Source organism: Pseudomonas sp. Y24-6 (assembly GCF_020295325.1).
GTDB lineage: Bacteria > Pseudomonadota > Gammaproteobacteria > Pseudomonadales > Pseudomonadaceae > Aquipseudomonas > Aquipseudomonas gregormendelii.
On record NZ_JACBXG010000021.1, the window covers coordinates 26,996 to 50,335 of the forward strand.

Genomic DNA, 23,340 nt, shown 5'->3' on the forward strand with positions numbered 1-23,340 from the left:
CTTTGATTTGTTGGGCTGACGCGCCACGAGCCACGCCAGTCCACTGATCAAGGCTCGCGTTGGTCATGGGGACTAAAATAATGAAAAACCCTTATGCTCCCGGCTTCTGGTGCGCTATAGCCGCACTGGTCCTGCTGTCAGCCACCTATTTCTACGGCATCATGCTGGCCCACCAGATCGACAAGGCCCTGATATTTCTCGACAGTGCCTCGGCGCTGATCGCCGTGCTGTCGATTGTGGTGGTCGCCTGGGCTTCTGTTCAGGGCGCCCGTATCAAGAAAAAACACCTCGAACAAGGCAAGACGCTGGTGCTCATCTGGGACACCAAGGTGGCTTTGCGCCGGGTTGAAACCGTGTTCGACCGCTATTTCTGGGGCAGCTACTGGCAACCCGGCCGCACTTTCCAGGAAGTCATGGGCGAGCTGACCGGCACGCCGCTGGAAAAAAGCCTGGAAACCTTGAAGAAGCAGTGCCTGGCACTGGACAAGCAGGTGTCGGACGAGGAGCGGCATTGGCTAAGCAACGCCCGCGAGCTCTCCGATGTCGCCACCGCCATGGCCCGGGAGCGTTACCAGCTGGACTTCTGCGACCCGCGCGCGGAGGTGACGGGTGGGGCGGTGATCAATCGGGATTTTGAGGTGCTGGTGTATACCTGGACCGCGCGGCTGAAGAGTTTTGACCATCAGCTCGATGAAATTGAAGTGCAGTATTCCTGATTCAGTGGTGGCCGGACCAACGTCTTCGTCGGAAAGCCGCCCAGAGCAAGCCCGCTCCCACAGCGACCGCTTTGAACCTGTGGGAGCGAGCTTGCTCGCGAAGGCAATCTAATGTGCGCCGAAACTCTCCACCCCCTGCACAGTCCCATGGACACTCTTTAACCTTTAATCATTGGGCCACCCAGTGCGCCCGGTGCTAATCTCCATCGCACTTTCAGCTTAGTCGTGTCCGTAACCCGTCACGGGTTCAGGGAAGACGACACACCTTCAAACAACGGACATTGATCGGGTAATTCATGAATAAATCAGCAGGCGTGCTTCTGGGAATTGTCGTGGCAATCGGTGCAATCAGCGCAGGGGGTGCCTGGTACACCGGCACCAAGCTTGAAGGCGTGCTCAATACCTCGATCGCCGATGCCAACAAGGAGCTGCAAGCCGCGCTGGTAGGTTCCAACGGCACCGCGTTGCTGGAGCTGGTATCGCTGGAGCGCAACATATTCAGCAGCACCGCGCATTACCGCCTCAAGGGTGAAGGCGAGATGTTCGGTGAAGCCCCGGTGGAGCTACTGTTCGTCGACCACATCGAGCACGGCCCTCTGCCATTCTCCCGCCTCGTGTCTTTGAAGTGGCTGCCAGTCATGGCCACCAGTCACTACGAACTGGAAAAAACCCCACTCACCGCCAAATGGTTCGCCGCGGCCAAGGACAAATCCCCGCTCACCGGCGTGGTCAACATCGGCTACGACAAATCCACCAACGGTAACCTCCAGTTGCTGCCGCTGGACGTCGCCCTTGACGACAAGTCCCAGCTGAAGTTTTCCGGATTGAACGTCGACGTCGATGCCAGCGCCCAGGCGAAAAAGGTCAAGGCCAACGGTTACATGGACAGCCTGACCCTCACGACCGTGGCTGAGGACCTGACGCCGGTTAAAGTCGAACTCGGCGGCCTGACCTTCGCCAGCAACCTGACCAAGGGTAGCTACGGGTATTACGTCGGCGAAAACACCGTCGAGCTGACCGACAACAAGACCACCTTCGGCGCCGGCCAGTCAGTATTGGGCCTGAAGAAGTTTGAAATGAAGAACCAGACCGAAGAATCGGGCACCAGCGCTTCAGGCCGTGCCGATTACAAGGTGGGCGAGGTGTCGCTGAACGGCAAGACCATCGGCTCCGCGCAGATGGCCATGAGCCTGAAGAACCTGGATATTCCGGCGACCATGTCGTTGATGCAGGTTTACCAGACCAAACTGCAACCTTACGAAAAGGCCGCAGCTGAAGCAGCAGCGGCAGGTTTGCCGGCGCCGGAGCTGGTGCTGACCCCGGCTGAAGAGGCCCAGGTAAAAACCGGCCTGGAAAAACTGCTGGCCGCCGGGCCGCAGGTTGCACTGGAAAACCTCTCGCTGAAAACCGCCAACGGCGAAAGCAAGGCCAACCTGGTGCTTGACCTGACCAAGCCGAAATCGATGGACCTGCCGCCGGATCAGTTGACTCAGCAGCTGATCGCTCTGCTGGACCTCAACGTGCAAGTGTCCAAGCCGATGTTGGTTGACCTGTTCAGCGTGCAGTCACAAATCGATGGCCAGACCGATGCCAAGCTGATCGCCGACCAGGCCACGGCCACTGCGGACATGTTCGGCAGCATGGCGGTGGGCAGCGAGTTTGCCAAACTCGATGGCAACAACATCGTCACCAAGCTGCACTACGCCAACAACCTGGTGGAGTTCAATGGCCAGAAGATGACTGTTGAAGAGTTTGTCGGCTTCATCATGAGCAAAATCAGCGCTCCGGCACCCGTCGAGTAAGCTCCCGCGCTGGCGGATGAACCGCTGACCCCGTAGGAGCTGCCGAAGGCTGCGATCTTTTGATCTTGTAAGTCAAAAGATCGCAGCCTTCGGCAGCTCCTACGGGGAATGTTGCAGCAACTAATTTAATGAGCATCGCGAATCAGTCGCCAGGCCTCATCCAGGGACAATGGCTGTTTCATACGTTCCGCCAGCATCGCCATCGCCCGCTCTTCATCGCACGCAACCGCAGCCGCGACCACTCCGTTTTTACCAAACAGCCCAATAAACGGCGGATGGTAGGGGTCGCCCTTGAACTCCACCTCGTCCCACGTTTCAGCGTGCCCGAGGTAGTCGTAGTTCTTGCCGAAATGCCAGGTCCAGAAATACGGGACGTCGAGGTAATGCTCAGCACCCCCGAGCATGTTCGCGGCGGCGATGCGCGCCTGTTGCTGGGCCAGGCGCCAGTGCTCGATGCGGTGGGGCTGGCCGTTGAGCGGGAAGGTCGCGATATCACCGGCTGCCCATAGACCCTCGGTTAGGCGCATGCCGCCGTCGACTAGCAAAGACTGATCTTCGGCTCTGGGCAGATCTGAAAATGCCTCGGTCGCGGGAGTCACCCCAATCCCCGCCAGGACCAGGTCTGCGGGTAAGCGCTGGCCGTTGTCCAGCAGCACGGCTTCGACTTTTTCGCTGCCTTCGATTCCGGCAGCTTCACCGTCGGTATGAAAGCGCACGCCGTGGGCCTCATGTCGGGCGCGAATGGCTTTGCCGACAGTTTCGCCGAACTGCCTGGCGAAGGGCACTGTATGGCGGGCCAGAATCGTTACGTCCAGGCCGTATTCACGCAGGGCCCCTGCACACTCCAGGGCAATGAAACTGTCGCCGATGATCACGGCTTTCTGTCCGGGTTTTGCCGACTGCATGATCTCTTGCGCTTGATTTCTGGAGCGCAAGACGAAGACCTGTGGCAGGTCGGCGCCGGGCAGCTTGAGCGGATTGGGGGTGCCTCCGGTGGCGAGCAAGGCGGCGTCGTAGGCAAGGGTCTGTCCGTTTGTGAGCTCCAGAGTCTGGTTGTCGGCGTCCAGGCGTGCTACTTCGCCGGTCAATCGCTCGATCCGCTGCTCTTGGTAGAAGTGCTCGTCGCGCAGGGGCGGGACTTCTTGCGGCGACATTTCAGCGGACAACACAAATTTGCTCAACACCGTCCGGTCGTAGCCCGCTTCTTCTTCGCGATCGACCAGCTGGATTCGGCCACCGAAGCCTTTTTCCCTCAGCGCAGCCGCAGCCGCTGTCCCTGCGGCACCCGCACCGACTATCAAGAAGGTTCGCTCATCGTCGGCGGGTGGGGTATTGGCGGCTGGTAGCGGTTGATCATCGACCCACACCTGATCATCGCGCATTTGCAGCGGGTAACGCTTGAGGCTGTCGAGGGCAGGCGGTTCGCAGAGGGCGCCATCTTCCATTCGGTACGCGGCTTTGTGCCACGGACAAATCAGCCGCCCGTTGCACAGCGCTCCCTCCGCCAGTGGCGCCCCGGCATGCGGGCACTCGCCCTGGTAGGCGCGCAACTGATCGCCAACCCGCAGCAGAACGATTTTCGTCCCCGCGACCTCGACTTCCAGACCACGGTGTTCCGGTATATCGGCGAATTGGGCGACGCGTTGCAAGGCCATGATCGCTCTCCAGGCAGGCATTTCCATTAAGACTGGGCGGCCGATCGCGAGGTTCAGCCAAATCCCTCTGCCACGGCGCGAACGGTGCGGCTATAGTTCGCAAGCCGACGTTGGCCCCACCCGCACCAGGTGCTCCGCAATGACCCGATTGACCTCTCTGACCCCTTGGCTGGCGGCCCTTGCAGTTGCCTTTTGCGTACAACTGCCGGCCCAGGCCCAGGAGCGTTTCACCGTTAACATCCCGGGCGTCTCCGATGACCGGCTGTTCACTGCCGCGGCAGCCAGCGACGCCGAAGGCTGCGGCGGCCACAACGTTTCCCCGGCACTGAGCTGGAATGCCGGCCCGGCCGGCACCTTGAGCTACGCGATCGTGATGCATGACCCCGACGGGCAAAAAGGCCAGGGCGTCGATCATTGGCTGCATTACGGCATCAAGGCCTCTACCCATCAGATTGCCGAAGGTGCGGGCACCAAGTCCACGCTCGACGGAGTCGGTGGCCTGAACAGCAAGGGCACCAAGGCCTACGTCGGTCCTTGTCCGCCTGTCGGCGACAGCGCCCACCACTACATCATCCAGCTTTACGCCCTGGACCTCGCTCCCGACGCCTTGCCCGCCGGCCTGACGCGTACCCAGTTGCTGGAAAAGATCAAAGGGCATGTGCTGAAGAACAGCAGCGTAGTGCGCCGTTATCACCGCTGAATATTTTTTCCGGTGAGTTAACCCGAACCTGCCGGGCTGCCCGTCTCAAAGGATGAATGGATCATCTTCCTTGAGGTCAGCCCCCATGTCCCTCCCTCTGCATTTCCTCCGCCCGGCCGCCCATGGTTTCGCCGCGGGCCTGCTGCTGGCGACGGCCGGCTGCGGTGTCTCGTCCACGCCAGATTCCGCTTCGATTGCCTCAGCACCCGCGCAAGCTGAGTTGAAGACCGAAGCCTTGGTCCTTGGCGATGCTGCCGCGGCCAAGCGCACTGTGCGAGCAGCGCCGCTGGCGACTTTTGCCCCAGTACCAGAAGCATCCCCTGCGGGCTACCAGGACCAGCAGCGCGAGCAGTATCAGGCGCTGGCCGATAACCCGATTCACAGCGTGGCTCAAACGCCGCTCTCAACCTTCAGTGCCGACGTCGACACCGGCGCCTACGCCAATGTCCGGCGCTTGCTCAACCAGGGGCGCCTGCCGCCCGAAGGAGCGGTGCGCCTGGAAGAAATGGTCAACTACTTTCCCTACGACTACGCCTTGCCCACCGACGGCTCGCCCTTTGGCGTGACCACGGAGCTGGCGCCAACCCCCTGGAATGCGCACACCCGGTTGCTGCGCATCGGCATCAAGGCGTCGGACCGTGCCGTGGCGGACCTGGCCCCGGCGAACCTGGTCTTCCTGGTCGACGTCTCCGGGTCGATGGACCGTCGCGAAGGCCTGCCGCTGGTCAAGAGCACGCTGAAACTGCTGGTCGATCAACTGCGCGACCAGGATCGCGTGTCGCTGGTGGTGTACGCTGGTGAATCTCGTGTGGTGTTGGAGCCGACATCCGGACGGGAAAAAGCGAAAATTCGTACCGCCATCGATCAGTTATCGGCGGGCGGCTCGACCGCGGGCGCATCAGGCATCGAACTGGCCTACCAGATGGCACGGCAGGCGTTCATTGCAAATGGTATCAACCGCATCCTGCTGGCCACGGATGGCGACTTCAACGTCGGCATCAGCGACTTCGACAGCCTCAAGCAAATGGCGGCGGACAAGCGCAAGTCCGGTGTTTCCCTGACCACATTGGGTTTCGGAGTGGATAACTACAATGAACACCTGATGGAACAACTGGCCGACGCGGGCGATGGCAACTACGCCTATATCGACAACCTGCGCGAGGCGCGCAAGGTCCTGGTGGACCAGCTCGGTTCAACCCTCGCGGTCGTCGCGAAAAACGTGAAGCTGCAAGTGGAATTTAATCCGGCCCAGGTCAGCGAGTACCGCCTGTTGGGCTATGAAAATCGCGCCTTGAAACGCGAAGATTTCAGCAACGACAAGGTCGACGCTGGCGAAATCGGCGCAGGCCATACGGTAACCGCCCTGTACGAAATTGTTCCAAAGGGGGAGAAAGGTTGGCTGGAGCCGCTGCGCTACAGCCAGGCCGCCAGCATTGATGCCGCCAAGACAACGGAAATGGCCATGCTGCGCGTGCGTTATCAGCTGCCGCAAGGTGGGAATAGTCGCTTGATTGAACGCCCGATCGTTGCAGGCCAAGCCGAAGCCGCCTCTGACGATCTGCGATTCGCCGCAGCCGTGGCAGCTTTTTCCCAGCAGCTGAAGGACGGGCGCTATACCGCCAGCTTCAGTCTGAAAGACACTGAGGCACTGGCCCGTGGCGCTCGGGGCGAAGACCGGTTTGGCCTGCGAGCGGAGTTCGTGCAGTTGGTCGAGCTGGCGCAAAGCCTGCAAACCACCGAACATCAGGCAATGATCCAAGAGAACCACTGACATGACTGCCCCGCCTCCAAGCTCGGCCACCAGCAGCGACGAATCGCTGCTGTCGCGCTATCGCTCTGGCGAAAGCGCGGCGTTCGAGATCCTGTACGCCCGCCACCGCCAGGGACTGTACCGATTCCTTCTTGGCCTCAGCGGCAAAGCCGAGCTGGCCGAAGAGGTGTACCAGGACACCTGGCTGAGTCTGATCCGCAGCACCAGCCAGCCACAAGGCCGGGCGAATTTTCGTACATGGTTGTACCAGATTGCCCGCAATCGACTGATCGACCACTGGCGCAAACACGGAATTCGTAACCCTTTGCACGACAGCTATGACGAACAGGTCCACGCCTTGCCTGATGACGCCGCCGATCCCGCGCAATTACTGAGCCTGAGCCGCGACACCCAGCGCCTGGAAACCGCCCTGCAAACCCTGCCCGCGGACCAGCGCGAAGTGTTCCTGTTGCGTGCCCACGGCGATCTCGACTTGCCACAGATCGCCACCCTCACTGAAACACCGCTGGAAACCGTCAAGAGTCGCTTGCGTTACGCCCAGCAAAAACTGCGTCGGCTGCTGGCCGAGGAGGTACTGACATGACTGACGCCCGTAAATCACCCGAAGAGGAAGTGGTAAAACACTTTCGTGAACAGTCTACCGACGAGCCACCGGCACACCTGGATGCGTTCATCCTCGCCGCAGCGCATCGAGAAACCCCGGCACCCAAGGCAAGCCTCTGGCAGCGGTGGTCGCAAGCCTGCCAAAAGCCGCGCTGGCAAGTCGCATTCGCCAGCCTGGTCGGCGTCGCGCTGATGCTGGCGCTGGTACAACCCGGTCCCGAGCGGGAGCCCGCCTACGACTTCGCGCCAACCCCCAAAGCCTCCGCCCCGGCACCTGCAGCGCCGATGGCCGAACTCGCCGCGCCTGCGCAGCGTGAATCCATGCGGGCGCAAATGGCCGACGAAGCCAAAGTCAGCAAACGCATGGCAGCGCCGGCAAAGAGCCTGGATGAGCAGTTGCTTGAGGTCATGCGCCTGCAGCAAATCGGTCAGAAACCAGCGGCGGACAAGTTGTTAGAGTCGCTGAAACAACGTTTCTCCAACGAAAACCTGGACGACCGGCTCAAGGAACTGCAGAAAAACCAGCACCGATAACGGTCCGCCATTTGGCAACCAACCCTGAAAGCGCGCACTATCGGGCCATAGCCGATGCGTTGGAGGAAGCCATGGCGAAAAAAATCGACCGCATCGCCCAAATGCTCAACTGCCCGGTGAAGGGAGAGGAACTAAGGCGGGCAGTGACCGAGAGCCGCAAGGAATTCCTGTTGGCTCAGGAGAAGGAGCAGGCCTTGGAGGAGGATGACCTTGATGATGAGGTGTTCGAGGATGAGGAGGGGGATGATGAATATGATGAGTTTGATTGGACTACGGAGTGAAGGAGCTGCGGGGTAAACCTGATTCAGGTCGAGACACCACCCACAAAAAAAGCCCCAGACCTTAAGGCCTGGGGCTTTTTCGTTTCTACTATGGTGCACCAGGCGGGATTCGAACCCACGACCACTGCCTTCGGAGGGCAGTACTCTATCCAGCTGAGCTACTGGTGCAAGCGGGCGCCATGATACTCATAAGCGCTGCGGGCGTCCATGCTGCTGAATCGCCTGTGTTTTTTTGGCCGCCGAACGGACGGTTGTCACGTTGATCAGAAAAAATGGGCAAATGAACGGTTTTCGTTCTTTTTTTCGAACAGGCTATTGTCCTTTACCCCCTTTGATCCTAGGATTCGTTTGAGATTTCAAACGCTCTTGTCTGGGTGCTGAACCGCGCGAGTCCAATCCGTGCGCTATTTATGTGCTTCAGCCCGGTGAATGATTTCCCTGACGGCAGCCTATAAGGCGCCTTTCTACAATCATAATTTGCTCCGCGCCCGGCGCGGTGCTGTTAAGGAAAGCCGACATGCAGCTTAAAGACACCCAGTTGTTCCGCCAGCAAGCCTTCATCGATGGCGCTTGGGTCGATGCGGACAGTGGTCAGACGATCAAGGTCAACAACCCGGCAACGGGCGAAATTCTGGGCACCGTGCCGAAAATGGGCGCTGCCGAAACCCGTCGTGCAATCGAAGCCGCCGACAAGGCGCTCCCGGCCTGGCGTGCACTGACCGCCAAGGACCGTGCGAACAAGCTGCGTCGCTGGTTCGAACTGATCATCGAAAACCAGGACGACCTGGCTCGCCTGATGACCCTGGAGCAGGGCAAGCCATTGGCCGAAGCCAAGGGCGAAATCGTCTACGCCGCTTCCTTCATCGAGTGGTTCGCCGAAGAAGCCAAGCGCGTCTACGGTGACGTGATTCCGGGCCACCAGCCAGACAAGCGCCTGATCGTGATCAAGCAGCCTATCGGCGTGACCGCGGCAATTACCCCGTGGAACTTCCCGGCCGCGATGATCACCCGTAAAGCCGGCCCGGCCCTGGCCGCCGGTTGCACCATGGTGCTCAAGCCTGCTTCGCAGACTCCGTTCTCGGCGTTCGCCCTGGCTGAGCTGGCCCAGCGTGCCGGCATTCCTGCTGGCGTGTTCAGCGTTGTTTCCGGCAGCGCCGGCGACATCGGCAGCGAGCTGACCAGCAACCCGATCGTGCGTAAACTGTCCTTCACCGGCTCGACTGAAATCGGTCGCCAGTTGATGGCTGAATGCGCCAAGGACATCAAGAAAGTGTCCCTTGAGCTGGGTGGCAACGCGCCGTTCATCGTGTTCGACGACGCGGACCTGGATAAGGCCGTCGAAGGCGCGATCATTTCCAAGTACCGCAACAACGGCCAGACCTGCGTCTGCGCCAACCGCCTGTACATTCAGGACTCGGTCTACGATGCGTTCGCTGAAAAACTGAAAGTGGCCGTGGCCAAACTCAAGATCGGCAACGGTCTGGAAGACGGCACCACCACTGGCCCGCTGATCGATGAAAAAGCCGTGGCCAAGGTCAAGGAACACATTGCCGACGCCGTGGCCAAAGGCGCCACCGTGCTGTCGGGTGGCAAATCCATCGAAGGCAACTTCTTCGAGCCGACCATCCTGACCAACGTGCCTAACAACGCAGCCGTGGCCAAGGAAGAAACCTTCGGCCCATTGGCGCCGCTGTTCCGCTTCAAAGACGAAGCCGAAGTGATCGCGATGTCCAACGACACCGAGTTCGGCCTGGCGTCGTACTTCTATGCCCGTGACCTGGGCCGTGTATTCCGTGTGGCTGAAGCCCTGGAATACGGTATGGTCGGCGTCAACACCGGGTTGATCTCCAACGAAGTCGCGCCTTTTGGCGGTATAAAGGCTTCCGGCCTGGGCCGTGAAGGCTCCAAGTACGGCATCGAAGATTACCTGGAAATCAAATACCTCTGCCTGGGCATCTAAGCTCGGCAGACGGGAATGCAATAAGCGGAAAGGGCACGAGAGCGCTGACCCTTTCTGCGTTTCAACCGGAATTTTCTCTGTGGCCGGGAAAGCTATGGCAGTCGATCATCGCATGCTGCCGTAGTTGCCTCCCCGCCGCATTTTCCTTGAACCACGCCGCCCGATGAGCGGCGAATGAGGACTTTATGAGCAAGACTAACGCTTCTTTGATGAAACGCCGCGAAGCCGCTGTACCACGCGGTGTTGGCCAGATTCACCCGATCTTCGCCGAGTCCGCGAAAAACGCAACCGTTACCGACGTTGAAGGTCGCGAGTTCATCGACTTCGCCGGCGGTATCGCAGTACTGAACACGGGTCACGTGCACCCGAAAATCATCGCCGCCGTGACCGCGCAGCTGAACAAGCTGACCCACACCTGCTTCCAGGTGCTGGCCTACGAACCTTACGTAGAGCTTTGCGAAAAAATCAACGCCAAGGTGCCTGGTGATTTCGCCAAGAAAACCCTGCTGGTGACCACCGGTTCCGAAGCCGTAGAGAACGCCGTGAAAATCGCCCGGGCCGCCACTGGCCGTGCCGGCGTGATCGCGTTCACTGGCGCTTACCACGGTCGCACCATGATGACCCTGGGCCTGACCGGTAAAGTCGTGCCTTACTCGGCCGGCATGGGCCTGATGCCAGGCGGCATATTCCGCGCGCTGTACCCGAACGAACTGCACGGCGTGAGCGTCGACGACTCGATCGCCAGCATCGAACGCATTTTCAAGAACGATGCCGAGCCGCGTGACATCGCTGCGATCATCATCGAGCCGGTTCAGGGTGAAGGCGGTTTCTACGTCGCGCCTAAAGAGTTCATGAAGCGTCTGCGCGCCCTGTGCGACCAGCACGGCATCCTGCTGATCGCTGACGAAGTGCAGACTGGCGCTGGCCGTACCGGCACGTTCTTCGCCATGGAACAGATGGGTGTTTCTGCCGACCTGACCACCTTCGCCAAGTCCATCGCTGGCGGCTTCCCGCTGGCGGGTGTGTGCGGCAAGGCTGAATACATGGACGCCATTGCTCCAGGCGGCCTGGGCGGTACCTACGCCGGTAGCCCGATCGCGTGCGCTGCTGCGCTGGCAGTGATGGAAGTGTTCGAAGAAGAACACCTGCTGGACCGCTGCAAGGCAGTCGGCGAGCGTCTGGTCACTGGCCTGAAAGCCATCCAGTCCAAGTATCCAGTGATCGGTGAAGTACGTGCCCTTGGCGCGATGATCGCGGTCGAGCTGTTCGTAGACGGCGACAGCCACAAGCCAAACGCACCGGCAGTCGCTGCCGTTGTGGCCAAGGCTCGCGACAAAGGCCTGATCCTGCTGTCCTGCGGCACCTACGGCAACGTTCTGCGCGTACTGGTACCACTGACTTCGCCGGATGAGCAACTGGACCAAGGTCTGGCAATCATCGAAGAGTGCTTCTCGGAGCTTTGATCTAAAGTGCTCTTATGAAAGTGTGAGCTGATCGACAAAAAAACCCGCTTCGGCGGGTTTTTTTGTACATGAAACCCACAGCGCTGTTTCCTGTGGCCTGCATTGACTATGGTGCATGCATTGAGAGGAGAGCCTGTTTGCATGAGAGCCGTTGAGTTACCCGCTGTACCTCGAGTGCTGATTGCCGAGGCGGATCCCTGGTCGCGGGATTTGCTCCAGCAAGTACTGCTGAACGTGCGCTGCGATGCTCGCATCGATCTCTGTGCCGATGGCCAGGACGCGTTGTCGCGACTGGCGGAAAACGCCTACGACCTGGTGATCGTCGACTGGGCGTTGCCTGGTGTGGATGGCTTGAATGTGTTGCGCAGCGTTCGCCAGCGCAAGCGCAATCCGCCGTTGCCGTTCATTCTGATGAGCAGCCGCAATGACAGCGCCAGCGTGCGCGAAGCCTTACCGTTGGCGCCTACGGCTTACCTGACCAAGCCGTTGAACATGGAAAACCTGACCCAGCGATTGCAGGATCTGCTGCTTGATGCCGGGCAGGAAGTTTTTTGTGAAGTGCCGGCCCTGGCGGCGGGCATGACCTTGGCGGTGTATCTGGAGCGCCGACGGACGCTGGCTGACGGTGCACCACTGATGACCGATGTGGAGGTAGCGGTCAAACGCAGCCTTAACCCCGGGGGGCTTGACCTGACCGTCCTCGAAGAGGAAACGCGTACCGATCCGCAGATTACCGCCGTGCTGATCGCCGCCGCCAACAGCGCCGCCCAACACCGCGGCGCTGCCGTGCAAACCCTGGCCCAGGCCCTGCATCGCCTGGGCTGCGGGCAGAGCATGAACCTGATTCTGGGGCTGACCCTCAAGCGCAGCGCGCGGCTCAGCGACCCGTACCTGGCGGATTACGCCGAGCGTTATTGGGACTTGTCGCTGCATACCGCCGAATACGCGCGGACCCTGGCCCGTCTTCTCGACCTGGACCAGGAGCGCTGTTATTGCGCGGGCATGCTGCATCGGCTGGGTGACCTGGCCTTGCTGCGTTGTTTGCAGGAATGGAAGCAGGCCGGCGGCGAGCTTGACGAGTTGGCTCAGGTCGACGAGGCGCTGAGTGGATTTGCGGCCGCTTACGGTTCGGCGCTGCGCACCCGCTGGCGCCTGCCGCTGGAACTGCGAGAGCTGATCGCGGCGGTCTATCAGCTCGGTGGCGGGGTTTATTCCCGCGAAGCGCTGGTGATGAACATGGCGGCTCAACTGGCGGGCCTGGGCGAGGATGAGGGGCTTGAGGCGCTGGCCAAGGGGCGCACGGCGAGGTTACTGCAGATCGGCCTGCCGGAGTTGGTGCGGTTGCGCAAAAAATAGCCGCCCCCGCCCGTAGGAGCTGCCGAAGGCTGCGATCTTTTGATCTTGTAATCTTTGGTTAGCCCCAAATCAAAAGATCGCAGCCTCGTTTCTCTCGGCATCTCCTACAGTGGGCGAATCAGCCGGGGATGATCCGGTTCTTGCCCTGTCGCTTGGCNTCTTTGGTTAGCCCCAAATCAAAAGATCGCAGCCTCGTTTCTCTCGGCATCTCCTACAGTGGGCGAATCAGCCGGGGATGATCCGGTTCTTGCCCTGTCGCTTGGCTTCGTACATCGCGGCATCCGCCCGGGAGAACAGGCTGTCGACACTGTCATCCTCAGGCAAGAGGCTGGTCAGGCCCTGGCTGATGGTGATGGTGAAAGTCCGGCTGTCGTGGCTGAAGCTCAGTTGTTGAATTTCCCGTTGCAGGCGCTCGGCCACCTGCATGGCCACCCCGGGCTCGCAGCCTGGAAAAACTGCCGCAAACTCCTCTCCGCCGATGCGCCCGAACACGTCACCACGACGCAATGCGGCGCGACCGCACTCAGCGATGCGTTGCAATACGTTGTCGCCTTCCTGGTGGCCATAGGTGTCGTTCACGGTCTTGAAATCATCGATATCCAGCATCAGGAACGACAGCGGGGTGCCCTGGGTTCGCGCCCGCTCGAACTCGTGGTTGGCGCATTCGAAAAAATGCCGGCGGTTGCTGCTCTCGGTCAATTCGTCGGTAGTGGCCAGGCGTTGCAATTCGGTTTCGAGGTGCTTTTTTTCGGTGATGTCTTCGGCAATGCCGACGATGATCAAAGGCTGGCCCGGCTCGCCCTGGCGGTTGATAAAGCACTTGTCGCTCAGCCAGCGTACCTGGCCGTCGGCGGTAACGATTCGATATTCACGGTCTTCGACCGAGCCTTTGTCCAGCACGGAGGCCAGGCTGCGCTCGGCTTCTTCCAGGTCATCCGGGTAAACGCTGTCGCGCCACTGGTTGTAGTCGGCCAGCAACGGGTCGGTGGGGCGCCCGAAAATCCGTTCGTAGGCCGGGCTGACATAGAGCACCTCGCGGGTTTCCCAGTTGAATGCCCACAGCACCGCATTGACGCTCACCAGCAGCGAGCTCAACAGCTGTTCGCGTTCACTCAAGCGCGCGACCTCGCCTCGGGCCTGCATCAGCGCCATCAGGGTCTGCGCGGCCTCTGGCCATTGCGGCGGGGAAGAATCCTGCAGGTTTTTATCGACCATCGACACTAATCTCAAAGAGCGTGCCGCGAGTTCGGCAGCGGCTGCAACGAAGACCGCCAGGGTGGCGAAGTGCTTTTGAGATAGGGGATTTGGAACTAAGTTCCCGGGGCGGGGAGAGCAGGGGGATGCGCCCGCCGGGCGGTAAGCGAAGGGGTTTATCGCGTACAGCGGTTGTTCAGGGGGCGTGTGCTGCGCAAAAAGCGAGCGGGAGCAAGCTTACTCGCCACAGGAGCGCGGCTTGCTATGGCAGAGCACCTCGGGCGAGGTGCTCTGCCTGGGCTCAGGCGTTGGCGGGGCGCAAGGAGTAGGTTTTCAGCTGGTCGGCGAAGTCACGCAGGGATTGAATCCCGCTGGCTTCAGCCTCGTGAATCCAGTCCTTGATGGCTGCCAGCATGTCGTGACCGTTGGAACTGGTCTTGACCCAGATCTGCTGCAAAGCCAGGCGCTTCTCGTAGATGACCTTCAGTGCATGACTGTGCTCGAGCATGGTCTGGATCCGCACATGATGTTTGTCATCCAGCAGGCTGGTTTCACGCGACAACAGGCGCTTGGCCCGGTGGAACTGGTGGCGAACGGAGTGATCGACCTTTTCCAGCTCTTGCTTGACCAGGGGCGCGATGACCAATTTGCGGTACTGGGCCATGATCTGGAAACGATTGTTGAGGATCGCCATGGCGGTATCCATGTCCAGGTTGCCTTTGCCTTCAACCCGATGGGCAATTGGCGCGACCCGCTGAACCTTGGCCAGGCGCAGGAAGCTGAAAACCTGGATCCAGGCCCAGCCGAGGTCGAACTCCCACTTCTTTACCGACAGTTTTGCCGAGTTGGGGTAGGTGTGGTGGTTGTTGTGCAGTTCTTCGCCGCCAATCAGGATGCCCCAAGGCACCAGGTTGGTGGCCGCATCGCGGCATTCGAAGTTGCGATAACCGATGGCATGGCCCAGGCCGTTGACCACGCCGGCCGCCCACACAGGGATCCACATCATCTGGATGGCCCAGATGGTGATGCCGATGGTGCCGAACAGCAACACGTCGATGACACCCATGATTGCCACGCCCAGTAGCGGAAAGCGGCTATACAGGTTACGTTCGATCCAGTCTTCCGGGCAGTTCTTGCCGTAGATGCGCAGGGTCTCCGGATTTTCCGCTTCGGCGCGATACAGCTCTGCACCTTTGCGCAAAACGGTGGACAGGCCCTTGACGACCGGACTGTGCGGGTCATCGACGGTTTCGCATTTAGCGTGATGCTTGCGGTGGATAGCGGTCCACTCACGGGTGTTCTGCGCCGTGGTCAACCACAGCCAGAAGCGGAAGAAATGTTTCAGGCCGGCATTGAGCTCAAGGGAGCGATGGGCTGAATAGCGATGCAGATAGACAGTGACGCCGATGATTGTGATGTGGGTCATCAGCAGGGTGACTGCCACCAGTGACCAAGGCGACAAGCCAAGAAAACCTTCGTACCACATAGGCTGTAGGGCCCTCGATAAAGAAAAAACAGCCCTCGCATTATCACCAAGCTCACAGATAAAACCAGTCACCCTTTCAGATAAGAGTGGCTGAATGTTTCTTTGCCCTATAATTCCAATCATTTTGAGGGACATGGACGACCGAATGCCTGCTACCTATCGCGATGCCCTGCGTGCAGCACTGCTGTATCTGCTGCTTTCCGTCCTCTGGGTTTCGCTCAGCGGTTTTGCATTAAACAGTTTCTTCGATGATTCGGCCGAGGCGTTGCACTGGCAAACGATCAACGGTTACATCTGGCTATTGCTGAGCGCGGGAATTATTTTCATTGCCCGCACGCGTTTGTTCCGCTGCCTTGGGATTGGTGCGCAGTTGGCTGAGCGTTCTGCGGATAGAGAGCGGCTGCGTCAGGCCGCAGCCGTGTTTGATTGCACCCGCGAAGGCGTGCTGGTCACAAATGACAAAGGATTGATCGTTCACGTTAACCGGGCGTTCATGCAGATCACCGGCTATCAGCGCGAAGAAGTGATGGGCCAGCAACCGAGCCTGTTCAAATCCGGTCGCCATCCGGCGAGCTTCTACCAGGCCATGTTCAAGACGCTCAACAGTGTTGGCGAGTGGAGCGGTGAAATCTGGAATCGGCGCAAAAGCGGGGAAATCTATCCGCAATGGCAGACGATCCGTATCGTTCGCGACGATGATGGACGGGTCAGCCAATACGTGGCGGTATTCTCCGACATCAGCGCAATCAAGAATTCCGAGAATGTGCTGACCCATCTTGCCCATCACGACCCATTGACCGACTTGCCCAATCGCCTGCTGTTCACCGACCGCGCCGAGCAGGCCGTGGCATCGGCACAGGTGCACAAGCGTGGCTGCGCGCTGCTGGTGATCGACCTGGATCACTTCAAGATGATCAACGACAGCCTCGGTCACACCGTGGGCGATCAGATGCTCAAGGCCGTGGCCGAGCGGCTGCTGGCGATGTTCGGGCCAGGCATTACCCTGGCCCGCCTCGGGGGCGATGAATTTGCAGTCCTGGCGGAGGGGTGCCCGCAACTGGTCCATGCGGCGGCCCTGGCCCAGCGGATCATTGACGGCTTCAAGGAAGCCTTCGTGATCGACGGCAATCAGCTGTTCATCAACGCCAGCGTGGGCATCAGCCTGTTCCCTAGCGACGCCCTGAGTGCTGCGCAGTTGCTGCGTAATGCGGACGCGGCATTGTCCAAGGCGAAAAATGCAGGCCGCGACAGCTATGCGCTTTATACCGAAGAACTGACGGCCCAGGCCCAGCAGCGGGTCGAGACCGCGTTCGAGTTACGCAGGGCGCTGGAGCAGGATGAGCTGCGGGTGTATTACCAGCCGGTCCACGACCTGAAGACCAGTCGCCTGGTCGGCGTCGAGGCGCTGGTGCGCTGGGAGCACCCTCTGCGGGGGTTGGTTTCGCCTGCCGAGTTCATTCCCATCGCCGAGCGTACCGGCTTGATCGCCGAAATTGATGCCTGGGTCATGCAGCAGGCATGTCAGCAGATGTGCCAATGGCAGCAGTCTGGCGTTGTGTTGTCGTTTGTTGCGGTGAATGTGTCTGCGCGACTGTTTGCCCGCCGTGAGCTGTACCAGCAGGTGGCGCAGGTGCTACGCGACACAGGGCTCAACCCGGCGTATCTGGAGCTGGAGGTGACCGAGAGCGCGGTAATGGATGACCCGGAAGTGGCGCTGGAGCAGATGCATCGCTTGCGTGAGCTGGGCGTGCGCCTGGCGATCGATGATTTTGGCACCGGCTATTCATCCTTGCTGCGGCTCAAGCGCTTGCCCGTACAGAAACTCAAGATCGACCAGGGTTTCGTTGCCGGGCTGCCGTGGGACGACGACGACGTGGCGATCGTGCGGGTCATAATCGCGTTGGCCAAGAGCATGGGCATGCAGGTACACGCTGAAGGGATCGAGCAGGTCGAGCAGGCCAGTTTCCTGCTCGAGCACGACTGCGATCTGGGCCAGGGCTATTGGTTCGCGCGACCGATGCCTGCTGCGCAGCTCGACTGGGCGCGGGCGCCGCATATCGGTTAAACCCTCTCGTGGTCTGCTTGAAAGATCGCGCAGCATCAATCGCAGCCTCGTTTCACTCGCCAGCTCCTACGGGGCGGAGGATGGGCGCTGTTCATGAAGTTCACTTCTGGTTATATAAACATTCTTAAATAGTCTTTTTAAGAATATCCGCACCTATCTACTATTGGTCCCACGCCGCAAGCAGTGCCGCCACTGCCAGGCAACCTCTCAGTCGAAGGAGCAGCACCATGAGCGCATCCCTACGTAGCGTTGACGGCCAGGACGAAGCAGCCATCTTGCGCGAGATCCAGAGCGCACTGCGCGACCTGCGGTTCGGGGCAGTGGAAATCACTGTGCATAACGCTCAGGTCGTGCAGATCGAACGCAAGGAAAAATTCCGTCTGCAGCAGCCGGGCAACAAGCCGGGCTGATCACCGATCACCCGCTTGGCCGAACGATCTTTAAGCCGTACCGCGATTCCAGAAAATCAAAAAAAGCCAACACAATCAGAATTCCAGGAGCTTTCACCATGTCGTCGATTCGTCATTTCGCTTTGGCCGCCCTGGCCAGTGCCCTTTTTGCTGGTTCCGCGGTTGCCAAGGATTACGAACTGCTTAACGTGTCGTACGACCCGACTCGCGAGCTGTATCAGGAGTACAACGCGGAATTCGTCAAATTCTGGCAGAAAGACCACGCCGGCGATTCGGTGAAAATCCAGCAGTCCCACGGTGGCTCGGGCAAGCAGGGCCGTGCGGTCATCGACGGCCTGCGTGCCGACGTTGTGACCCTGGCCCTGGCCGGCGACATCGACGAAATTGCCAAGCTTGGCAAGACCCTGCCAGCCGACTGGCAGAAGCGTCTGCCGGAGGCGAGTACCCCTTACACTTCGACCATCGTGTTCCTGGTGCGCAAGGGCAACCCGAAAGGCATCAAGGACTGGGGCGACCTGGTTAAAAATGATGTGTCGGTGATCACCCCGAACCCGAAAACCTCCGGCGGCGCTCGCTGGAACTTCCTCGCGGCCTGGGCTTATGGCCTCAAAGCCAACGGCGGTGACGAAGCCAAGGCCAAGGAATATGTGCAGACGCTGTTCAAGCACGTCCCTGTGCTGGACACCGGCGCTCGCGGTTCGACCATCACTTTCGTCAACAACGGTCAGGGCGACGTGTTGCTGGCTTGGGAAAACGAAGCGTTCCTGGCTCTGAAGGAAGATGGCGGCGCCGACAAATTCGAGATCGTCGTGCCTTCGCTGTCGATCCTGGCCGAACCTCCAGTGGCTGTAGTCGACAAGAACGCCGAGAAAAAGGGCAACGAGCAGATCGCCGAAGCCTACCTCAAGCACCTGTACAGCCCGGCCGGCCAGGAAATTGCAGCGAAGAATTTCTACCGCCCACGTGATAAGGAAGTCGCCGCCAAGTACGCCCAGCAGTTCCCGAAACTGGAGCTGGTGACCATCGACAAAGACTTCGGCGGCTGGAAAACTGCCCAACCGAAATTCTTTAATGATGGCGGGGTGTTCGACCAGATCTATCAGGCGCAGTAATCTCACTCGAAACGAGCCCCAACATGTGGGAGCGAGCCTGCTCGCGAAGGGTATTTCAGTGACAGGGATGTTGACTGATTCTTCCTCTTCGCGAGCAAGCCCGCTCCCACATTGATGCGTTTTTAACCAAGGACTTTTATGTCGCGTCGTATCTCCCCCGTCATACCCGGCTTCGGGCTGACGCTGGGCTACACCTTGGTGTACCTCAGCCTGATTGTGCTCATTCCACTGGCGGCGATGTTCGTGCACGCCGCTCAACTCACCTGGGATCAGTTCTGGGCAATCATCTCCGCGCCTCGAGTGCTGGCGGCGTTGAAGCTGAGCTTCGGCACTGCGCTCTATGCCGCGATCATCAACGGCATCATCGGCACGCTGCTGGCCTGGGTGCTGGTGCGCTATACCTTCCCGGGGCGCAAGATCATCGATGCGATGATCGACTTGCCCTTCGCCCTGCCGACCGCCGTCGCCGGCATCGCGCTGACTGCCCTGTACGCGCCGAATGGCTGGGTTGGCCAACTGGCGGCAGACCTCGGCTTCAAGATCGCCTACACCCCTCTGGGCATCACCCTCGCGCTGACATTCGTTACGCTTCCATTCGTGGTACGTACGGTACAGCCGGTATTGGCCGATATCCCTCGTGAAGTCGAAGAAGCTGCGGCGTGCCTGGGTGCCAAACCCCTGCAGGTATTTCGCCATATCCTGGTGCCAGCGCTGTTGCCAGCCTGGCTGACCGGCTTTGCCCTGGCCTTTGCCCGTGGGGTTGGCGAATACGGCTCGGTGATTTTCATCGCCGGCAACATGCCGATGAAAACTGAAATCCTGCCGTTGCTGATCATGGTCAAGCTCGACCAGTACGATTACACCGGCGCCACGTCCATCGGTGTGTTGATGCTGGTGGTTTCTTTCGTCCTGTTGCTGCTGATCAACCTGCTGCAACGCCGTATCGAAACCCCATAAGGAGGCGCACACATGTCCCAATCGTCTATTGCTGCTGCTTCCTCGAACGCTGCCCGTCGTGGCAGTGCCAGTTCCCGTCGGGTGCTGATCGGTCTCGGCTGGCTGGTGTTCGCCCTGTTCCTGTTGCTGCCGCTGATCATCGTGGTCTCCCAGGGTTTGAAAATGGGTATCGGTGCATTCTTCACCGCGATCTTCGAGCCTGATGCGCTCTCCGCGCTGAAGCTCACCCTGATTGCCGTATTGATCTCCGTACCCCTGAATGTCGTGTTTGGTGTCAGCGCCGCGTGGTGCGTGAGCAAATACTCATTCCGTGGCAAGAGCATGCTGGTGACCCTGATCGACCTGCCTTTCTCGGTTTCGCCAGTGATCGCCGGCCTGGTCTACGTGCTGATGTTCGGCGCCCAAGGCCTGTTCGGGCCTTGGCTGCAGGATCATGACATCCAGATCGTCTTCGCCTTGCCGGGCATTGTGCTGGCGACGATCTTCGTCACCGTGCCATTCGTGGCGCGCGAACTGATCCCGCTGATGCAGGAGCAAGGCACCCAGGAAGAAGAAGCCGCCAGGCTGCTGGGGGCCAATGGTTGGCAGATGTTCTGGCACGTCACCGTTCCCAACATCAAGTGGGGCCTGATCTACGGCGTGGTGCTGTGTACTGCACGGGCCATGGGTGAGTTCGGTGCGGTGTCGGTGGTCTCCGGGCACATTCGCGGGGTGACCAACACCTTGCCGTTGCACGTCGAGATCCTCTACAACGAATACAACCACGTGGCCGCGTTCGCGGTAGCGAGCCTGTTGCTGATCATGGCGCTCTTCATCCTGCTGCTGAAGCAGTGGAGCGAAAATCGTATTAACCGCCTGCGCGCCAGCGCCGCGGAGGAATAATTCATGTCGATCGAAGTGCGTAACGTCAGCAAGAATTTCAACGCGTTCAAGGCGCTGGACAACATCAGTCTGGACATCCAGAGCGGTGAGCTCGTGGCGCTGCTCGGCCCCTCCGGTTGCGGCAAGACCACGCTGCTGCGGATCATCGCCGGCCTGGAGACGCCGGATCAGGGCAATATCGTGTTCCACGGTGAAGACGTTTCCGGCCACGACGTGCGTGACCGTAACGTCGGTTTCGTGTTCCAGCATTACGCGCTGTTCCGCCACATGACGGTGTTCGACAACGTCGCGTTCGGCCTGCGCATGAAGCCGAAAAACCAGCGTCCGAGCGAAAGCCAGATCGCGGTCAAGGTTCACGAATTGCTCAACATGGTGCAGCTGGACTGGCTCTCGGATCGTTATCCGGAACAGCTTTCCGGAGGTCAGCGCCAGCGTATTGCCCTGGCCCGCGCCCTGGCGGTAGAGCCCAAAGTCCTGCTGCTCGACGAACCGTTCGGCGCCCTCGATGCCAAGGTCCGCAAGGAACTGCGGCGGTGGTTGGCGCGCCTGCACGAGGATATCAACCTGACATCGGTGTTCGTGACCCACGACCAGGAAGAAGCGATGGAAGTGGCCGACCGCATCGTGGTGATGAACAAGGGCGTGATCGAGCAGATCGGCTCACCGGGTGACGTCTACGAGAACCCGGCCAGCGATTTCGTGTACCACTTCCTGGGGGATTCGAACCGGTTGCACCTGGGCGAAGACAATCACGTGCTGTTCCGTCCCCACGAAGTGTCGCTGTCGCGCCATGAGCTGGAGGATCACCATGCGGCCGAAGTGCGCGATATCCGCCCGCTGGGTGCGACGACCCGGGTGACGCTCAAAGTCGAAGGCCAGAGCGAGCTGATCGAAGCGGAAGTGGTCAAGGACCACGACAGCCTGACCGGGTTGGCGAAGGGGGAGACGCTGTTCTTCAAGCCGAAGGTCTGGCAGAAACTCGCCAACATCTAAAAGCATCGCGGGCAAGCCCGCTCCCATAGGGTTTGAGGTTGGTCACAAGTTTGTGTTCAACACCAATCCACTGTGGGAGCGGGCTTGCTCGCGAAAGCGATCTACGCCGCCGCGTTTTTCTGACGCAGACGCACACCCCCCGCACGCGTCTCGATCTGCTCTTTCAGGCCATGTCGCAGCCCCAGCAAAAATGCCAACTCCGCCACCACAAACAGCGGCCCGACAATCAACCCCGTCACGTCATCGACAAAGGCCGGTTTGCGTCCTTCGTAGTGATGGCCGACGAACTGAATCGCCCATCCCACCACAAACATGCCGATGCCGCTGGCCAGCCACACCAGGGTGCTTTGCTGGGCCAACACATGACCGGCCCAGACGCACAAACCCAGGAGTACCGTCATCAGTAGCCCGAGACGCAGTTCCAGGCGCAGGTAGAACCAAGCCGACGCCAGCGACACCAGCACCGCCGGCGAAAGCCAGCCTCCAGCCCATTGCGGGCGGGACAGCAACACCGCTACCGCGACCACAATCAGCGGAATTCCGATGAAATGACTGGCGATGTTTCTCGGGTCGCGGTGATAAGCGGCATATTGACTGAGGTGGTCAACCAGGCTTTTTTTCATTGTTATTCCTCCTGTAGGGTGAGTGATCATCCACCGGTTGGATTTTTTGCTCTGTCAGCCAGGCGACAATCTCGAGGAGTTTTCATGGACATGCAGGTCTGGCGTGCGCGTTTGCTGAACGGCCAGTGGTTCAGTCATCTGCCTGTTCCTCTACAGGATAGTCTGCTGGCAGCGGCCCGGTTGCGACGCTTGTCTGCGGGGCAGCGATTGTTCAAACGTGGTGACCCGCCATGCGGGCTGTACGCGGTGCTCGAAGGTGCCGTGCGCATCGGCGCGGTTAACGAGCAGGGCAAGGAAGCGCTGTTGAGTCTGGTAGAGCAGCCGCACTGGTTCGGTGAAATCTGCCTGTTCGATGGGCAGGCGCGCACCCACGACGCTTTTGGCCTGGGCCAGTGCACCCTGCTGCATATCCCCCAGGCGGCGCTGTTGGCGATGCTCGATGAGCAGCCACTGTATTGGCGGCAACTGGCATTGCTCATGAGCCAGAAATTGCGCCTGACCTTTATCAACCTCGAACAGCTGAGCCTGCTGCCGGCCCCGGCACGCCTGGCGCACCGCTTGCTGATGATCGCCGACAGCTATGGCGAAATCGATCCGCCACGTCGTGTGCTGCAGCTGCCACAGGAGCAGTTGGCGTCGATGTTGTCACTCTCGCGCCAGACGACCAACCAGTTGCTCAAGGAGCTGGAAGGACAGGGCATCGTCAGCTTGAGGTACGGCGAGATAGAAATTACCGATGCCGAGCGGCTGCGGGCATTGGCGGTCATCTTTTAGTGG

At 59.9% G+C, this 23,340-nt stretch carries 21 protein-coding genes and 1 tRNA gene; 17 read left to right on the plus strand and 5 right to left on the minus strand.

Going from position 1 to position 23,340, the window contains the following annotated elements; genetic code table 11:
• Nucleotides 1-80 precede the first annotated feature (80 nt).
• Nucleotides 81-716: a hypothetical protein gene (locus tag HYI44_RS27495; protein WP_045059485.1), complete on the plus strand. Its 636-nt coding sequence runs from the start codon at nucleotides 81-83 to the stop codon at nucleotides 714-716.
• Nucleotides 717-1,012: 296 nt separating this feature from the next.
• On the plus strand, nucleotides 1,013-2,518 hold the full coding sequence (locus HYI44_RS27500; protein WP_225571024.1) for a YdgA family protein: 1,506 nt from the start codon (nucleotides 1,013-1,015) through the stop codon (nucleotides 2,516-2,518).
• Nucleotides 2,519-2,643: 125 nt separating this feature from the next.
• Here the strand turns inward: HYI44_RS27500 and HYI44_RS27505 are convergent, their stop codons facing one another.
• Nucleotides 2,644-4,173: an apoptosis inducing factor family protein gene (locus HYI44_RS27505; RefSeq protein WP_225571025.1), complete on the minus strand. Its 1,530-nt coding sequence runs from the start codon at nucleotides 4,171-4,173 to the stop codon at nucleotides 2,644-2,646.
• A gap of 139 nt (nucleotides 4,174-4,312) precedes the next feature.
• On the opposite strand from HYI44_RS27505, the gene HYI44_RS27510 reads away from it, so the two are divergent.
• The 5 genes from HYI44_RS27510 (at nucleotide 4,313) to HYI44_RS27530 (ending at nucleotide 8,062) form a co-directional block, all read left to right on the plus strand.
• The gene (locus HYI44_RS27510) at nucleotides 4,313-4,873 is read left to right on the plus strand and encodes a YbhB/YbcL family Raf kinase inhibitor-like protein (protein WP_201148136.1); all 561 of its coding nucleotides are present in this window, start codon (nucleotides 4,313-4,315) and stop codon (nucleotides 4,871-4,873) included.
• An 85-nt stretch (nucleotides 4,874-4,958) separates the two neighbouring features.
• Nucleotides 4,959-6,644 carry a vWA domain-containing protein gene (locus tag HYI44_RS27515; RefSeq protein ID WP_225571026.1) on the plus strand — a complete coding sequence of 562 codons (1,686 nt, stop codon included), beginning with the start codon at nucleotides 4,959-4,961 and terminating at the stop codon, nucleotides 6,642-6,644.
• A gap of 1 nt (nucleotide 6,645) precedes the next feature.
• Nucleotides 6,646-7,227, plus strand: a complete 582-nt coding sequence (locus tag HYI44_RS27520; RefSeq protein WP_122840800.1) for an RNA polymerase sigma factor — start codon at nucleotides 6,646-6,648, stop codon at nucleotides 7,225-7,227.
• Nucleotides 7,224-7,781 (plus strand): hypothetical protein, encoded by a 558-nt coding sequence (locus HYI44_RS27525; RefSeq protein WP_122840799.1) that lies wholly within the window; start codon nucleotides 7,224-7,226, stop codon nucleotides 7,779-7,781. Before HYI44_RS27520 ends, HYI44_RS27525 begins: the two co-directional genes overlap by 4 nt.
• Nucleotides 7,782-7,792: 11 nt before the next feature.
• The gene (locus tag HYI44_RS27530) at nucleotides 7,793-8,062 is read left to right on the plus strand and encodes a hypothetical protein (protein WP_225571027.1); all 270 of its coding nucleotides are present in this window, start codon (nucleotides 7,793-7,795) and stop codon (nucleotides 8,060-8,062) included.
• A 91-nt stretch (nucleotides 8,063-8,153) separates the two neighbouring features.
• Here HYI44_RS27530 and HYI44_RS27535 read toward each other — a convergent pair.
• Nucleotides 8,154-8,230 (minus strand) — tRNA-Arg (locus tag HYI44_RS27535).
• Nucleotides 8,231-8,579: 349 nt separating this feature from the next.
• Between HYI44_RS27535 and gabD the strand changes: the two genes are divergently transcribed.
• From gabD to HYI44_RS27550, 3 genes are all read left to right on the plus strand, one after another.
• Nucleotides 8,580-10,022 carry an NADP-dependent succinate-semialdehyde dehydrogenase gene (gene gabD / locus HYI44_RS27540; RefSeq protein WP_122840797.1) on the plus strand — a complete coding sequence of 481 codons (1,443 nt, stop codon included), beginning with the start codon at nucleotides 8,580-8,582 and terminating at the stop codon, nucleotides 10,020-10,022.
• Nucleotides 10,023-10,207: 185 nt separating this feature from the next.
• Complete coding sequence (gabT, locus tag HYI44_RS27545) at nucleotides 10,208-11,485, plus strand: 4-aminobutyrate--2-oxoglutarate transaminase (RefSeq protein ID WP_045059477.1); 1,278 nt, start codon at nucleotides 10,208-10,210, stop codon at nucleotides 11,483-11,485.
• Nucleotides 11,486-11,626: 141 nt separating this feature from the next.
• A complete protein-coding gene (locus tag HYI44_RS27550) occupies nucleotides 11,627-12,841 on the plus strand; it encodes an HDOD domain-containing protein (protein WP_122840796.1) in 1,215 nt (404 codons plus the stop codon).
• A 225-nt stretch (nucleotides 12,842-13,066) separates the two neighbouring features.
• Here HYI44_RS27550 and HYI44_RS27555 read toward each other — a convergent pair whose 3' ends face one another.
• Nucleotides 13,067-14,056, minus strand: a complete 990-nt coding sequence (locus tag HYI44_RS27555) for a GGDEF domain-containing protein (RefSeq protein WP_122840795.1) — start codon at nucleotides 14,054-14,056, stop codon at nucleotides 13,067-13,069.
• 280 nt (nucleotides 14,057-14,336) lie between these two features.
• Nucleotides 14,337-15,521, minus strand: coding sequence for a delta-9 fatty acid desaturase DesA (gene desA, locus HYI44_RS27560; RefSeq protein WP_122840794.1), 1,185 nt, complete (start codon nucleotides 15,519-15,521; stop codon nucleotides 14,337-14,339).
• Between the two features lie 145 nt (nucleotides 15,522-15,666).
• Between desA and dibA the strand changes: the two genes are divergently transcribed.
• The 6 genes from dibA (at nucleotide 15,667) to HYI44_RS27590 (ending at nucleotide 21,940) form a co-directional block, all read left to right on the plus strand.
• Nucleotides 15,667-17,586, plus strand: a complete 1,920-nt coding sequence (dibA, locus tag HYI44_RS27565) for a phosphodiesterase DibA (RefSeq protein WP_225571028.1) — start codon at nucleotides 15,667-15,669, stop codon at nucleotides 17,584-17,586.
• Between the two features lie 227 nt (nucleotides 17,587-17,813).
• Entirely contained in the window at nucleotides 17,814-17,996 is a 183-nt protein-coding gene (gene oscA / locus HYI44_RS27570) for a sulfur starvation response protein OscA (protein ID WP_008019113.1), read from the plus strand.
• A gap of 98 nt (nucleotides 17,997-18,094) precedes the next feature.
• Nucleotides 18,095-19,108, plus strand: a complete 1,014-nt coding sequence (locus HYI44_RS27575; RefSeq protein WP_122840792.1) for a sulfate ABC transporter substrate-binding protein — start codon at nucleotides 18,095-18,097, stop codon at nucleotides 19,106-19,108.
• Between the two features lie 138 nt (nucleotides 19,109-19,246).
• The gene (cysT, locus tag HYI44_RS27580; protein ID WP_122840791.1) at nucleotides 19,247-20,065 is read left to right on the plus strand and encodes a sulfate ABC transporter permease subunit CysT; all 819 of its coding nucleotides are present in this window, start codon (nucleotides 19,247-19,249) and stop codon (nucleotides 20,063-20,065) included.
• Between the two features lie 12 nt (nucleotides 20,066-20,077).
• On the plus strand, nucleotides 20,078-20,947 hold the full coding sequence (gene cysW, locus HYI44_RS27585) for a sulfate ABC transporter permease subunit CysW (protein WP_045059470.1): 870 nt from the start codon (nucleotides 20,078-20,080) through the stop codon (nucleotides 20,945-20,947).
• Between the two features lie 3 nt (nucleotides 20,948-20,950).
• Nucleotides 20,951-21,940: a sulfate/molybdate ABC transporter ATP-binding protein gene (locus tag HYI44_RS27590; protein WP_045059469.1), complete on the plus strand. Its 990-nt coding sequence runs from the start codon at nucleotides 20,951-20,953 to the stop codon at nucleotides 21,938-21,940.
• 101 nt (nucleotides 21,941-22,041) lie between these two features.
• Here HYI44_RS27590 and HYI44_RS27595 read toward each other — a convergent pair whose 3' ends face one another.
• Complete coding sequence (locus HYI44_RS27595) at nucleotides 22,042-22,563, minus strand: DUF962 domain-containing protein (RefSeq protein ID WP_225571029.1); 522 nt, start codon at nucleotides 22,561-22,563, stop codon at nucleotides 22,042-22,044.
• A gap of 84 nt (nucleotides 22,564-22,647) precedes the next feature.
• On the opposite strand from HYI44_RS27595, the gene HYI44_RS27600 reads away from it, so the two are divergent.
• Nucleotides 22,648-23,337: a Crp/Fnr family transcriptional regulator gene (locus HYI44_RS27600; RefSeq protein ID WP_225571030.1), complete on the plus strand. Its 690-nt coding sequence runs from the start codon at nucleotides 22,648-22,650 to the stop codon at nucleotides 23,335-23,337.
• The last annotated feature ends 3 nt before the right edge of the window (nucleotides 23,338-23,340 follow it).